A 13078-nucleotide genomic window follows, 5' to 3' on the forward strand; every position below is an offset into this window, starting at 1 on the left:
ACGAAGGCCTTCTGCTTTTTAAAGATCGAGTGTCAAGTGGGAAAAAATGAATTTAACTCCTGAAAGCAAAGTCCTAGTACAGGGCATTACAGAATCTCCCGCGTCCACCCGCGCCGCCCTGATGATGAAAGCATACGGCACGAATGTAGTCGCCGGTGTCAGTCCCGGTCGGGGGGGGCTGGAAGTGGAGGGAATTCCGATTTTTGATTTGGTAGAACAAGCAGTGGCGGCAGTGGGTCACGTTGACACTGCGGTAATTTTTGTAGACGCTTACTCGGTGCTGGATGCGGCTCTAGAAGCGATCGCGGGAGGAATTCGGCAAATCGCGATCGTCACTGGGGGAGTGCCTCCTCTGGATATGGTGCGCTTAGTCAGAAAAGCAGAGGCTACCGAAACTTTGGTAATCGGGCCCAACGGTCCGGGGATAATTGTGCCCGACAAACTGCTGCTGGGAACTCACCCCAAGGAATTCTACACTCCCGGCCCAGTGGGGGTGATCAGCCGCAGCAGCACTTTGACTTACGAAGTTGCCCTAGAACTGACTGAGGCGGGGTTGGGACAGTCGATGGCGGTTTGTATTGGCTGCGACGCGATTGTGGGTTCTTCTTTTATGCAGTGGCTGCAAATTTTGGACGAAGACGACAGTACGGAGGCGATGGTTTTGGTGGGGGAAGTTGGTGGATGGAGTGAACAAGCTGCGGCTTCTTACATCGCCTCGGCGATCGACAAACCCGTGGTTGCTTATCTGGCCGGTCGGTACGCTCCCAAGGGGCCGTCTTTGGGCCACGCCGGCATCCTGATCAGTTCTCGGGCGGCTGCCCAGAAAGCCTTTGGAGTTTCGGCCCCAAACAAAATGGCTGCCTTTGAAGAGGCGGACATACCTGTGGCGGCTCGACCTTCAGAGATTCCTAAGTTGCTCAAAAAATTGCTAAAGAAAAATTGATTGCTTTGGGAGTTTTCACAAAAGTCCTAACCCTTTTGGGGGTTGGGATAGGAGTAGGGCGGGGGCGGGTGTGGTCTCAAAAGTGTCAACAGAATGCCACAAAAGGCGCTTCAACCCGCCTTTAGGACACATTATGATTTTTTTACCAAAGCCCTCTGACCGGCGCCACAGGCTGCGGTGCGGGGGCTGGCAAGGGGGCGACGCGGCGCGGCGCTGGAGGCGGAGTTGTTGGCTGCACGCTGCGGCGAGGTTCGATCGGACTTTCGGGGCGAGTTGTTTCAGTTGTGCGAGTTGTCGATCGCCTCACATCTTGAAGCAGGCTTTGCAGAGTTCCGGCTATACTCTGAACTTTCCCAACAGCGGTGCGAACGCTGGCCACATCTACGTAAACCTCGTTGAGAGGATACTTTTTGAGGATTTCCAGCAGCGACACCTTACCGTCATCACCGGATGCCAGGATCACCGCTGCCCGCAGAGCTTTCCCGCTTTCTGTGCGACGCTGAGTCCGAATTGCTTGACCGATGTCGTCAGTGATTTTTTCTCCCGGGGTGCTGTAAACTACCCTCGCCAGATTAGCAGGATTTAAACCAATTTCTAAACCCATGAACCCCCGTATTACTTGCGCGTCCATTTTGGAGAACCGGATAATTTGTTGGAGGGTTGGCGTCGTCGTGCCGTTTTTAGCAAATTCTTCTAAGTCGCTGATATTGATGGCTTGTCTGATCGGGCCAAATGTGAGGACAACTTTTTCGGCCCCTAAAGCTCTACTGCTGCTAGATAATATGCTCCCGCTTGCTCCTAAAAATAGGGCAATGCCGATCGATACAAATTTTGTTAATTTCATATTCATTTTTACCGCTCGATTAAAATTATTTTTTCGAGATTTGTACATTATAGATGCAGCGGTTATATTCTACAAGGTCGCCCGTGTAATTTCTGCCTGCGTCACACCCACAATCTCGACCGAGACTTTTTCTCATCTTGACTTTAAGAATAAGTAACCACATCTGCCGAAATCTGTTCGCTTCTATTCTTTCTGCCTTCTACCTTCTCCATCTCCAGCCTTCTACATCAGAGTGTCTTCCGCCTTTTACAGAAGTGCCTTATAAAAATTATAGGAACTGCCCTCACGGGAGGACGTTCTTAATTGCACAAACATAAGGGGTCAATTGCTTCTTCTTTGTCTCTTAGGCAACTAAATCCCTCTTCCTTCTTCCCTCCTTCTTCCTTCTTCCCTCTTCCTCTTCCCTCTTCCTTCTTCCTCCTTCCCTCTTCCTTCTTCCTTCTTCCTTCTTCCTTCTTCCTCACATCCGTTACATCCGTTACATCCGCCCTTGCTAATCCGTTGCCGAACTTCCCTCTTCTCTCTTCCCTCTGCTATATGTTGAAAACCAAGCGCAAATCCCAGAAATCCAAACACAAGCACAGCGAAAAAACAACAGCGCTAAGCAAAAAAGAAGTAGCTGCACAAAAACGCAAAATTTCAGAAAAGCGCAATGAAATGGTGCAGGCGATCGCCATAAGCTGCTTAGTCACCGTTGCTCTCAGCATTCCCCTGTTGTTCGTAGCCGGCCCTAAGATTGCTATTGCAGGAGGCGCAGCCACAGCCATCTTGCTGCTTTCCTACAAATACCCCCGTCAAGCTTTGTGGACTTTTCTAATTTACCTGCCTTTCAGTGGTACAATTACTTACGCAATTGGTGGCGGGAATGCTGCATTTCAAGTAGCCAAAGATGCTTTCTACATACCAGCTCTCATCGCCCTAATTCAAAGCTGCAAAAAGAAACAGTTGCCCCTGTTCATTCCCAAAAAAATGCTTTCTACCTTCACCATCCTGTTAATGATGGCAATCCTGACTTTAATTTTTGTGAACGGGGAGATGCAGCTCAACCCTAGGGCGGGCGACAAACCCATTCTACAAGGAATTCTCGGCTTAAAAGTATTGATAGGTTACATACCGCTGATTGCTTGTACCTATTATCTGCTCCGCACTAAGAAGGATTTGGTATTTTTTAGTCGAATGCACATCGTTTTGGCGATCGTGTGCTGCCTTCTCGGTTTGATTCAGTACCTGTTGCTGCAAAGTGGAAAGTGTGCGGGAACCAGAGGAATGACCGGAGCAGAATTATATAAAGCAACGTTGGAAGCTAGATGTTTTGTCGGCGGTTCTTTGGTGTTCAGTCCAGAAGTCAAGTTTGTCCGCTTGCCGGGAACTTTTGTCGCGCCTTGGCAGTGGGCGTGGTTTTTAATTTCTAATGCTTTTTTAACCTTTGCTTCGGCCTTTTGCGATCCTTCATTCTGGTGGCGAGTTATCGGTTTATTTGGCATGGCTTTAGTATTTGCCAATGCAGTTATTTCCGGTCAAAGAGCTGCTTTAGTTATGGTTCCACTTGCTACAGCAATCCTGCTAGTTCTCACCGGTCAATTAGTTAATTTAAAACGATTTATTCCCATCGGTGCAGGACTGGCGATTCTGCTGTTTGTCGGTGCAGCAATTAACCCGGGAATTATCGAGCAGCGCTGGGAGAGTTTTGTTAGTCGCTGGAATGCTGCACCGCCCCAGCAGTTTCTCTTTAATCAGTTCGAGCAAAGCAACAATTTTATCATTGACAAACCTCTGGGTAGAGGTGTGGGACGAGCGACTAATTCAACGCGAATATTTGGTGCCACGCAGCTAATTGAAACTTTCCAACCTAAGTTGATCTACGAACTCGGTTATCCGGGAATGATTGCTTTTCAAATCATGGTTTTACACTTGGCTTTTCTCACTTTTAGAGCTTACCGTTCTGTGAAAGACAAAAGTTTGCGGAGTTACGGAGCTAGTTTTTGGGTTTTTGTTGGATTTATTACGATAAATACTCAATACTATCCGCTGGATGTAGATCCAGTGTCCGTGTATTATTGGGTTTTAGCTGGGGCGATTTTAAAGTTGCCCAAAATTGATAAACAGGTGCAGGATGAAAAGCACCAGGAAGTTGAGTCAAATGAATTGCAAATTCACCAGCCATTAAAGGAGAAAAAAATTATTGCATCAGCGCCTATTTGAGAATAGTTTTGAGTGTTGAGTTTGGTGGATTCTTTCTTGTCGCGTAACCCGCTTTCGCTCTGGGTAATACCAATATAGCCTGCCCTTCTGGGTTTATCTGTGCTAAAACCCACCCGTACAGGATATTGTGGCTCTTAACTTTACTGCGGTTGCCAAACCGGATTGCTAACATTCAAATCCTTGTCGTTTGCCAATTTAGTCAATGCCGAACCGTCCCGATTAATTACATACAAGTTGCTTTTGTCTCCTGGGATTTCGTTAAATATAAAAGCGATTTGCTGGCTGTCAGTAGACAAAGCTAATTCTGAAATTCCCGACGGTTTTAGCCGAGAATTTAGTTGATTTAGCTGGTTCCCTTCAGAATTGATGGCGTAGAGCTTTTGATTGTTGAACTCTCCAGCGACGAGAGTGTTAGTGAAAATAGGCCGATCGCACTTATCGGCCATAATTTATGGAAGCTGAAAAGTTGCAGAATTTGCAACAAGCTTTTCAGGGGCGGCCAAGATGCCCAACCCCTACTCCCCGTACTCAACTTAAACTCTTGTGGAACAGGCTTTTGTGGAACGGGCCTCTTGGCTGTTCCATATCCCAGGAGGAAATGCAAGTTAAAACGCATTTTATGGATTTCTTTCCTAATTTTCAAAGTGTTTGTCTGTCTATATGTCGCGACAGCCTCAAACTCTGTTTAATTCTGCCAATAATTAGCTCGAACATTTTTTTGCGGGACGGATTCTTGCTGCTGGGCGGCATCCCTAACTCGCAACACATCAAGTTCAAGTCAGTTGCACTCATTGCCAACAATTTTTGCCTCACCTCTTCTTCATTACCATTCTTAGCTTGTAAACGCAGTTCTTCATAAACTTCTAGAGCATTTCTAGTCGATAAATTAAGAGGTTTATTAACATCAGCACCCCTGGGAATATCCGAAGTTTTTGAGCCAGCAGAAATCACTCCCCGCTTGACTTGAGTCTCAAGCCTGGTTAATTTTCTAGCAACGTCCCGCAAGATTTCCTTAAGCTCGCCAATTTCCTCAACCAACCCCCCGCTTGCTTGTTCGGAAGCAGCCAAAATTTCTTTTTTACTCATTTCAGATACTCCTCACACTCGCGCCATAGTTTTTCAAATTCTCTAACTAATTCTCGCGGCAATTCTCCCTCATTAATCGCCCGTTTTAGCCCGACGCTTTCGCGAATAGTCGCTTCTAAAAATCTAACTTCTATGTTATTGTCTTTTGATATCTCATCGCAAAGTCTCTTTACTTCTCTCATGTAAAACTGAACTTCATTTGTCAGCAATCCTCCATAGGTTTTAGCTTTATTCATAAAGACTGCTATCTTGGGAAACGGATAAGGCTCAATCCGTTTCTGGAGCGAGTTTAAAACTAAACTCAACCCCCTAGAACCAAAATAATCGGGATTGACGGGAATTAATATTAAGTCGCAGCAAGAGAGTACGCTGTAGGTGAGGAGACTGAAGGAAGGCGAACAGTCAAAAAGCATCAAGTCGTATTTGGGGAGATTGGCAGAGTTGGCGATTTTGCCGATGAATCTGCGGATGAAGTCTTTAACGCTTTTTCCCTCAAATCCATCGATATCCAACCAATATAATTCTTCAACAGAAGGGACAAAATGCAACTGTTCGTCAATCTGATAAATGGTGTCGAAACCAACGGGAAATTTAAAATTCTGTCCGGCTTTTTTAAAGACTTCTAAAGCGTCGTAAATTGTGAGTCTATGTTTAAGAGATTTTTCGTACCACTTACCAAATTTGTCATCTAAATGACCTGTATTTTCGTTAAGTCCGATCGCCTCTGTGAGCGACATTTGCGGATCTAAGTCTAACATCAAGACTTCTAAGTCGGTTCCTTGGGATATAATATTTCCCAGACTCCAAGTGACGGTAGTCTTTCCGACACCGCCTTTGAAGTTGATTACGGCTATTGATTTAGGACTCATGGCTGGCTTTGTTTGGATTTTGCTCAAATATAAATTAAAACATATTGTGGCGGTTAGTCGATCGCGCGATCGGTCATGAGAAGCCCGATGTGTCGATTGACATAAAATGCAGACTATGATAAAGAAATCTATAATAGAATAAATAGCACATTATGTCCCATCAATTAACTCATTTGCACATCAAAAATTTTCGCTCCCTAGCAGATGTAAAAATTCAAATCAACCCTCTCAACATTATCTTCGGCACTAATGGAGCCGGAAAAACTACATTACTCGATACCATCTGGTTTGTGCGAGACTGTGCCATCAGGGGTGTTGATTTAGCTTCTTCTGAGAGAGATCATGGGATTGGTCTGCTGTGGGATGGAGCCGATGAGGGGGAAAATATATCAATCAAAATTGTAATCCCATCGGGTGAATACGAAGTTTCATTTGGTTATTCTTCAGGTAGAATCGAACCTTTTGCGGGAGAAAAGCTTTTTTCCGATCCTGATAATCCATTGATTGTTCGCATTATAGGCAGTGACAAAGCTCAGGTTTATCGTACAGACCTGCAAAAATTAGAATTCATTACACTCAGAGAACCAGAGAAATTAGCCTTAAGCCGATATATAGCATTTGAGCATAGCGAACCCACTGCCTCTAACATAGACAACTTATTGCGTGTTGTTCGCAACTATAACTCCCGGTCAGCTTCTTTGTTCAAGATAAAGCGATTTGGTTCCGAATCTGATTCTGGAGACCGATTACAAGACAGGTGCGAGAATTTATGGTCAGTTTTGCGGAATTTACATGATAAGCGAGTCCTTGATGAACGGTACGATACAATCATCAGTTTCATGCAAGAGAGCTTTCCAGCTTTTGATAATCTGTTTTTTGAACAAACAGGTCGATACACAGTCTATGGCAACTTTTTAGAAAAAGGACGGCGCAAACCAATTCGATCATCAGGAGTATCTGACGGTCATCTCCAGATGCTGATTAATCTCACAGCTTTGTTCTCTGAAGGACAGAATCGTTATTCACTAATTTTATTTGATGAGCCAGAAATCTCGCTTCATCCTTGGGCTTTAGCTGTTTTTGCTAAAGCTGTAAAACTCGCTACTGAAAAATGGAATAAGCAGGTTTTTATTGCGACTCATTCACCTGTATTAATTAGTCAATTTGAACCAGAAAATATTTTGACTGCGGAACTTGACAAGGAAGGAAAAACCGTCCTCAAAAGGATCAGTGAGATAGAAGGTATCCAAGATTTACTAGAAGACTATGCTACTGGATCGCTATATATGGCTGAGATGATTGCGCCTCAAAGTAAATCTGCATTAGAGGTAGCAAGTTAATGAATAGTCACGATACTACGAGTGACCAGCACTGTTATTTTTTCAAGTTTGGATTGCTGGTAACAGGAAAAACGGAAGAGGAACACATTCCCAAGTTATTTAGAACTCTGATGGAATTGGGTATTTGCTATTTTGAAGTTATTCGCAAGGTTGAGCAGCTAGGCGTAAGAACTTCAGAGAAAAACCTTAAGATGGTTGGAAGTGATAAAAAGATTCCTAATAATGATGCTGTAAGAATTGGATTCCCAGCGAGAGATTACTTAAAAGATCCATGTACTTATGTCCTGCTATTGGATGACCTAGAACACAATCGAACCGATCAAGCACAACAAATTCTTGAGCGATACCGAGATGCACTTGATCCTATTTTGCGCGACCAAAAACACCGTGCTTCAGTTCACTTTTTAGTGAATATGCTAGAAGCATACTACTTCGCTGATGCTGCTACCGTCAATGGAGTGTTAGGAACCAGCTTAAACGATTACGAGGGAGATGTGGAAACGATTCGCCATCCCAAAGGTGAACTAAAACAGATATATTCGGGCTTTAATGAAAAGGAACACGGCGGCAGAATTCTCGATAGACTTGATGTTGAAAATGTTTTATCTAATCCGAATACTTGTGCTTCTCTGAGAACCTTATTTGCATGGTGTTTAAAGGCTCTGGGGCAAATACCTACCAATAAATATCAGCTTTCAAGTGGAAAATTAAGTAACATAACCAAAGCACAATTGGATAATATTTAATTTTTTAAGTTATGGCAGGTTGTTACTGCCGATAAAACGTAAGGTGCACAATGTGCACCCTACAAGTTGTTTTAGCGTTTCACCCGTAAGGTGCAAATTGTGCACCCTACAAGTTGTTTTAGCGTTTCACCAACTTCTTAGAAACCTTCCGCAAGCGAATTGATTGTGGTGTTACTTCCACCAATTCATCCTGGCCGATGTACTCCAAAGCGCGCTCCAAACTCATATCGACTGGTGCTTGCAATTGCGCCAATTCTTCACCGCCAGATGCGCGGTGGTTTGTCAACTGCTTCGACTTGCAAATATTCAGCTCCATGTCATCATCTCGGTTGTTTTCTCCGATAATCATCCCTCTGTAAACCTTGGTTCCGGGGGTAATGAAAAATACGCCGCGGTCTTCAGCATTTTTCAGTGAATAAGTAGTTGCAACTCCTTCTTCAAAGGAAATCAATACTCCGTTGCGACGGGCGACAATTTCTCCACCGAGGGGGCGATAGTCGAGGAAGCTGTGGTTCATAATTCCAGCGCCGCGAGTCAACCGCATGAACTCGCCTCGGAATCCAATCAAACCGCGAGCGGGGACTGAAAATTCGATTTGGGTGCGACCGGTGCTGCTGACGTGCATATCTTGCATTTCTGCTTTCCGCTGACCAAGGCGTTCGATGCAGCCGCCGACTGCTTCTTCGGGTACGTCTAATACCAAACATTCAAAAGGTTCGCAGGGACGACCGCCGATTTCGCGGAAGATTACTTGCGGTTGAGATACTTGGAATTCGTATCCTTCGCGACGCATATTTTCGATCAGGATTCCGAGGTGGAGTTCGCCACGGCCGGATACGAGGAATTTGTCGGGAGATTCGGTTTCTTCGACGCGCAAGGCGACGTTGGTTTGGAGTTCTCGCATTAGCCGATCGCGAATTTGTCGCGATGTTACCAAACTACCTTCTTGACCGCAGAACGGCGAATCGTTCACCGAGAAAGTCATCTGCAAAGTCGGTTCATCTACCTTGATTAAAGGCAGCGCTTGCGGGTCGTTCGGACAGGTAATTGTCTCGCCAATATACGCATCAGCAAAACCAGCAACGGCGACAAGATTACCAGCAGAAGATTCTGGGATATCAATCCGCTTCAGGCCTTCAAAGCCCATCAATTTGGTAATTTTTGATTTGACAATGGCGCCACTTTCGGTGATTAAGACTGCTTGTTGACCGATTCTAATCGTGCCGTTGTGGATGCGGCCGATGACGATACGACCGACGTATTCTGAGTAATCTAAGGTGGTTACTTGTAGTTGTAGTGGCTTGTTGGGGTCGCCTACGGGGGGTGGTACGTGGTCGAGGATTTCTTCAAAGAGGGGCTTCATATCTACCCCTTCGTCTTCGAGGTGTTTTTTGGCGTAACCGCTTAAGCCGGAACCGAAGAGATAGGGAAATTCGCACTGATCGTCGTCAGCACCTAGTTCGAGGAACAGATCCAAAACTTTATCGACGGCTTTGTGGGGGTCGGCTCGCTCGCGATCGATCTTATTCACAAAGACGATCGGGCGCAGTCCTTTTTCTAGGGCTTTTTTGAGCACGAACCGGGTTTGCGGCATCGGGCCTTCGTTGGCGTCTACGATCAGCAAACAGCCGTCAACCATGCCGAGAACTCGTTCGACTTCTCCGCCGAAGTCCGCGTGTCCGGGGGTATCGACGATGTTGATCAGGGTTTCTCCGTACCTGACGGCGGTGTTTTTGGAAAGGATGGTAATGCCACGTTCGCGCTCGATGTCGTTGGAGTCCATGACGCAATCTGGGATTTCTTCCCCTTCGCGGAAGATCCCGGACTGTCTGAGGAGAGCGTCCACAAGGGTGGTTTTGCCGTGATCGACGTGAGCAATGATGGCGACGTTGCGAATGGGAAGACTCATAATGCGTCTGGAACGTTAAACGGATCTAACTAAAGATTTCTTAATAATTGTAGCGCATCGAGTCAAGGGCCGATCGAGCACGGCTGCCAGATTGGAGTGCGATCGTCGGTAAAATCAAGATTATGGAAGCGCAACCGAGAGAAATTGAGCGTTACACTACCCCTGACGGCAGAGTTCCTTTCGATCGGCGATCTTGAGTTGGCCCTGGTGAAGAAGGTGGGATACGGGGCGATCGCCGATATTAAGATGAGGGTGCAAGTACGATCGGCTTTATGGAAGTACAACATAGGGAAATTCAGCGTTACACGACACCAGACGGCAAAGTTCCTTTCGATGAATGGTTTGACTCTCTGCGGGATCTCAATGCCCAACTCAACATTAATGTCAGACTTAAGCGAGTCATTGCAGGTAATCTCAGAGACTTTCGCTCTGTGGGAGAAGGAGTCTTTGAGTTCAAGATTGACTGCGGCCCGGGCTATCGGGTGTACTTTGGACAAGTAGGCTTAACCTTAGTGCTGCTGCTGTGTGGAGGAGATAAAGGCAGTCAAAACCAAGATATTAGCAAGGCCAAGGAATATTGGACAAATTACAGGAGTTAAAACAATGGTTAAAAGTTTGCCTTACCATCCTTTTGTGATTTCACATCTTCAAGATCCGGCATATTCGGCTGGCTATCTGACGATGTTTTTGAATGACCAAGAAGAGGGAGATTTAGAGCTTGGTATTTTGCCTTCTGCTTTAAAAGATGTATTTGAGGCTCTGGGCGAACCGAATATGTCTGCGGAGGATGCTAAATTGCATCTGGAAAAATTAGAGGTTTTGATGTCGCAGAAGGGAAGTGCGACAATTTATGCTTTGGCGAATTGGCTGAATGCTCTGGGATTGAAGTTAACAGTGGCGGTTGTTCTAGGGGATGAAGGGGAAGAGTCAGGTTCTTTTGCTGGTGCTGAGTTGGCGGAAGTTGGTAATGTTTGAGAAGGGGCGATCGCCTTTATGATGATGAGCGAGTAGTTGCGATCGACTTTATGGAAGTAGAACCCAGAGATATTCAGCAGTATCAGATACCTGATGGCAAAGTTCCTTTCTCGGAGTGGTTGGAATCTCTTCGAGACTTTAAAGGCAAAGCCAAGATTGTTAAAAGGCTTGAGCGGGTTAGCGATGGCAATCTGGGAGATTCTCGATCGCTGGGAGAGGGAGTCTGGGAATTTAGGATTGACTTTGGCCCGGGCTACCGCGTCTATTTTGGACAAATAGAAACAACTATAGTGCTTCTGCTGTGTGGCGGAGATAAAAGCACTCAAGAGCAAGATATTAGCACAGCTAAGAAATATTGGAGAGAATACAGGAGCAGAAAAAATGCCTAAAAGCGTACCTTACCATCCCTTGAAAATTAAATCTCTCAAAGACCCCTTATTTGCTGTGGCTTACCTCACAGAGATCCTTGACGAGGAAGAAGGAGATTTGGAATTAGGAATCATGCGAAAAGCACTTCGAGATGTATTTGAGGCTCTGGGCGAACCAAATATGTCTGCTGAAGATGCTAAATTGCATTTGGAAAAATTAGATATTTTGTTGTCCGGAGAAGGAAGTGCGACAATTTATGCTTTGGCAACTTGGCTGAATGCTCTGGGATTGAAGTTAACTGTTGCGGTTGATGAAGGGGACAAAGGGGAAGAGGAAGATTCTGTTGCTGCTGCAGAGTTGGCGGAAGTTGGTAATGTTTGATTTGGGGCGATCGAGCTTTAAGCTACTAATTAGACATTGACGGCGATCGAACCCCGATCGCTAAAGGAAGTAGCCGATCGCTCCGGGGTCTCTTACAATACTGTTAAAAGTTATGCCCGATCGCCCGGTATGGCAATGGCTGACATCGGTGCTCTGCTAAAATTGGCGCGGACGTTTGATGTGTCGATCGAAGAATTGTTGGATTTTGTCGAACAGTAACAAATTACACTTAAAATAAACCAGCGCCACCAGCGCCAACCAGTTCGGCCTCGCAGGGACGAGCGACTGTGGGCCCAAGCAACAGATGCGAGAGTTGGCGGATGGGACAGGGCGAAGAGTGAAAGAGATGATATATTCTCAGCGGCAATTGTAGCTGTTCGATCGCCCATATCAGTCTACAATTTGTAACGTTGAGCCTTATTGAAGTGCAGGAGTGGAGCTGGCTTGGATAACGCTAGTCTGTCAAGAAAACCCCCGCAAGCCTCGGAGCTTGTCGCCGACGAAATTCCAGAAGCAGTGCGAGACCACCCATACCCAGAAGCAGGGCAGAGTCAGTCTAAGAAAAAAGGGCTGATTTGGAAACTGCTAGGGTTGGCCGCATTAGCCTTTGGGGTCAGCATCTGGCTGCACCTCAACTTTAACTTGTTCTCAGATACCAGTCAGGCAGAGCAAACTCAACAAGACTCAGCGCCGACAAGTTCCGCGTCTCCGTCTGTCCCGAGTCCAGCTACCACTCCAAAAGTCCCCGCAATCCCAGAAAACCTGCTGGGACACTTGCCGTACCCAGAAGCACCAGCCAAAGACTTGGTAAGCGTCACCTCCGACGGTAGCGTCAAACTCCGCACCTCAGCAGCAGCAAAATATCAGGAAATGGCCAACGCCGCCGCAGCATCAGGCATCTATTTCGCTCCCATATCCGGCTTTCGCTCCCTGCAAGACCAACAGCACGTATTTTTTGACGTGAAAGCCGAACGCAGGCAAAACGCCAGCAAGCGAGCCGAAGTCAGCGCCCCACCAGGTTACAGCGAACATCACACCGGTTATGCGATCGACATCGGGGACGGCGGATTTCCCGATACTAACCTCAGTCCCAGTTTTGAAAATACCCAAGCATTCAAGTGGCTAGAAGCCAACGCCGTCGCCTTCAGCTTTGAAATGTCCTTCCCCAAAAACAATCGCCAAGGCGTCAGTTACGAGCCTTGGCACTGGCGGTTTGTGGGCGACAAGCAAAGCCTCGAAACTTTCTACAAAGCTCATTCCATGAAAAAGTAGAAGTCAGTTGTCAGTTGTCAGTTGTCAGTTGTCGGGAGAATAAAGGAAGATTTTCGTAATTCTCCCCCTCTCCCCACTCTCCCCCTCTCCCCACTCTCCCATTCCCCCACACCTCCACTCCTCTACTCTCCGCCACTTCGTT

16 protein-coding genes are annotated in these 13078 nt (G+C 46.2%); 10 read left to right on the forward strand and 6 right to left on the reverse strand.

Annotated features, from left to right (window positions below):
* Window positions 1–46 precede the first annotated feature (46 nt).
* Window positions 47–943, forward strand: a complete 897-nt coding sequence (locus QUA74_RS17225; protein WP_333331314.1) for a CoA-binding protein — start codon at window positions 47–49, stop codon at window positions 941–943.
* A gap of 142 nt (window positions 944–1085) precedes the next feature.
* On the opposite strand, the gene QUA74_RS17230 is transcribed toward QUA74_RS17225, so the two are convergent.
* On the reverse strand, window positions 1086–1787 hold the full coding sequence (locus QUA74_RS17230; protein ID WP_333331317.1) for an alpha/beta hydrolase: 702 nt from the start codon (window positions 1785–1787) through the stop codon (window positions 1086–1088).
* Window positions 1788–2324: 537 nt separating this feature from the next.
* Here QUA74_RS17230 and hpsL point away from each other — a divergent pair.
* Entirely contained in the window at window positions 2325–3989 is a 1665-nt protein-coding gene (gene hpsL, locus QUA74_RS17235) for a hormogonium polysaccharide biosynthesis protein HpsL (protein WP_333331319.1), read from the forward strand.
* A gap of 140 nt (window positions 3990–4129) precedes the next feature.
* Here the strand turns inward: hpsL and QUA74_RS17240 are convergent, their stop codons facing one another.
* The 3 genes from QUA74_RS17240 to QUA74_RS17250 form a co-directional block, all read right to left on the reverse strand.
* Window positions 4130–4435, reverse strand: coding sequence for a hypothetical protein (locus QUA74_RS17240; protein ID WP_333331322.1), 306 nt, complete (start codon window positions 4433–4435; stop codon window positions 4130–4132).
* A gap of 193 nt (window positions 4436–4628) precedes the next feature.
* Complete coding sequence (locus QUA74_RS17245) at window positions 4629–5075, reverse strand: hypothetical protein (protein ID WP_333331324.1); 447 nt, start codon at window positions 5073–5075, stop codon at window positions 4629–4631.
* A complete protein-coding gene (locus QUA74_RS17250) occupies window positions 5072–5944 on the reverse strand; it encodes a ParA family protein (RefSeq protein WP_333331327.1) in 873 nt (290 codons plus the stop codon). Before QUA74_RS17250 ends, QUA74_RS17245 begins: the two co-directional genes overlap by 4 nt.
* 152 nt (window positions 5945–6096) lie before the next feature.
* Here QUA74_RS17250 and QUA74_RS17255 point away from each other — a divergent pair, with 152 nt between their 5' ends.
* Both QUA74_RS17255 and QUA74_RS17260 read left to right on the forward strand, forming a co-directional pair.
* Entirely contained in the window at window positions 6097–7284 is a 1188-nt protein-coding gene (locus QUA74_RS17255) for an AAA family ATPase (RefSeq protein WP_333331330.1), read from the forward strand.
* Window positions 7284–8030, forward strand: coding sequence for a DUF4276 family protein (locus tag QUA74_RS17260; RefSeq protein ID WP_333331332.1), 747 nt, complete (start codon window positions 7284–7286; stop codon window positions 8028–8030). The genes QUA74_RS17255 and QUA74_RS17260 overlap by 1 nt, the downstream gene beginning before the upstream one ends.
* 118 nt (window positions 8031–8148) lie before the next feature.
* On the opposite strand, the gene typA is transcribed toward QUA74_RS17260, so the two are convergent.
* Together typA and QUA74_RS17270 are read right to left on the reverse strand one after the other, a co-directional pair.
* On the reverse strand, window positions 8149–9939 hold the full coding sequence (typA, locus tag QUA74_RS17265) for a translational GTPase TypA (protein ID WP_333331336.1): 1791 nt from the start codon (window positions 9937–9939) through the stop codon (window positions 8149–8151).
* Between the two features lie 62 nt (window positions 9940–10001).
* The gene (locus QUA74_RS17270) at window positions 10002–10226 is read right to left on the reverse strand and encodes a hypothetical protein (protein WP_333331339.1); all 225 of its coding nucleotides are present in this window, start codon (window positions 10224–10226) and stop codon (window positions 10002–10004) included.
* Here QUA74_RS17270 and QUA74_RS17275 point away from each other — a divergent pair.
* The 6 genes from QUA74_RS17275 (at window position 10212) to QUA74_RS17300 (ending at window position 12936) form a co-directional block, all read left to right on the forward strand.
* A complete protein-coding gene (locus tag QUA74_RS17275) occupies window positions 10212–10538 on the forward strand; it encodes a type II toxin-antitoxin system RelE/ParE family toxin (RefSeq protein ID WP_333331342.1) in 327 nt (108 codons plus the stop codon). The genes QUA74_RS17270 and QUA74_RS17275 overlap by 15 nt on opposite strands.
* 4 nt (window positions 10539–10542) lie before the next feature.
* Window positions 10543–10914 (forward strand): transcriptional regulator, encoded by a 372-nt coding sequence (locus tag QUA74_RS17280; protein WP_333331345.1) that lies wholly within the window; start codon window positions 10543–10545, stop codon window positions 10912–10914.
* 50 nt (window positions 10915–10964) lie between these two features.
* Entirely contained in the window at window positions 10965–11303 is a 339-nt protein-coding gene (locus tag QUA74_RS17285; protein ID WP_333331477.1) for a type II toxin-antitoxin system RelE/ParE family toxin, read from the forward strand.
* On the forward strand, window positions 11296–11664 hold the full coding sequence (locus QUA74_RS17290) for a transcriptional regulator (RefSeq protein ID WP_333331348.1): 369 nt from the start codon (window positions 11296–11298) through the stop codon (window positions 11662–11664). Before QUA74_RS17285 ends, QUA74_RS17290 begins: the two co-directional genes overlap by 8 nt.
* Before the next feature lie 36 nt (window positions 11665–11700).
* On the forward strand, window positions 11701–11883 hold the full coding sequence (locus QUA74_RS17295; protein ID WP_333331351.1) for a helix-turn-helix transcriptional regulator: 183 nt from the start codon (window positions 11701–11703) through the stop codon (window positions 11881–11883).
* Window positions 11884–12108: 225 nt separating this feature from the next.
* Window positions 12109–12936, forward strand: a complete 828-nt coding sequence (locus tag QUA74_RS17300) for a M15 family metallopeptidase (protein ID WP_333331354.1) — start codon at window positions 12109–12111, stop codon at window positions 12934–12936.
* Window positions 12937–13078 lie beyond the last annotated feature (142 nt).

Source organism: Microcoleus sp. LAD1_D3, assembly GCF_036702135.1.
In the GTDB taxonomy this organism is placed as follows: Bacteria; Cyanobacteriota; Cyanobacteriia; order Cyanobacteriales; family Microcoleaceae; genus Microcoleus.

What these genes read in the sequence shown, in the direction of transcription:
- QUA74_RS17280 (WP_333331345.1), top strand. Translation starts at nt 10,543, where the DNA reads ATGGTTAAAAGTTTGCCTTACCATCCTTTTGTGATTTCACATCTTCAA.
- QUA74_RS17225 (WP_333331314.1), top strand. Translation starts at nt 47, where the DNA reads ATGAATTTAACTCCTGAAAGCAAAGTCCTAGTACAGGGCATTACAGAA.
- QUA74_RS17240 (WP_333331322.1), bottom strand. Translation starts at nt 4,435, where the DNA reads ATGGCCGATAAGTGCGATCGGCCTATTTTCACTAACACTCTCGTCGCT.
- QUA74_RS17260 (WP_333331332.1), top strand. Translation starts at nt 7,284, where the DNA reads ATGAATAGTCACGATACTACGAGTGACCAGCACTGTTATTTTTTCAAG.
- QUA74_RS17230 (WP_333331317.1), bottom strand. Translation starts at nt 1,787, where the DNA reads ATGAAATTAACAAAATTTGTATCGATCGGCATTGCCCTATTTTTAGGA.
- QUA74_RS17275 (WP_333331342.1), top strand. Translation starts at nt 10,212, where the DNA reads ATGGAAGTACAACATAGGGAAATTCAGCGTTACACGACACCAGACGGC.
- QUA74_RS17270 (WP_333331339.1), bottom strand. Translation starts at nt 10,226, where the DNA reads ATGTTGTACTTCCATAAAGCCGATCGTACTTGCACCCTCATCTTAATA.
- QUA74_RS17245 (WP_333331324.1), bottom strand. Translation starts at nt 5,075, where the DNA reads ATGAGTAAAAAAGAAATTTTGGCTGCTTCCGAACAAGCAAGCGGGGGG.
- QUA74_RS17285 (WP_333331477.1), top strand. Translation starts at nt 10,965, where the DNA reads ATGGAAGTAGAACCCAGAGATATTCAGCAGTATCAGATACCTGATGGC.
- QUA74_RS17290 (WP_333331348.1), top strand. Translation starts at nt 11,296, where the DNA reads ATGCCTAAAAGCGTACCTTACCATCCCTTGAAAATTAAATCTCTCAAA.
- typA (WP_333331336.1), bottom strand. Translation starts at nt 9,939, where the DNA reads ATGAGTCTTCCCATTCGCAACGTCGCCATCATTGCTCACGTCGATCAC.
- QUA74_RS17255 (WP_333331330.1), top strand. Translation starts at nt 6,097, where the DNA reads ATGTCCCATCAATTAACTCATTTGCACATCAAAAATTTTCGCTCCCTA.
- hpsL (WP_333331319.1), top strand. Translation starts at nt 2,325, where the DNA reads ATGTTGAAAACCAAGCGCAAATCCCAGAAATCCAAACACAAGCACAGC.
- QUA74_RS17250 (WP_333331327.1), bottom strand. Translation starts at nt 5,944, where the DNA reads ATGAGTCCTAAATCAATAGCCGTAATCAACTTCAAAGGCGGTGTCGGA.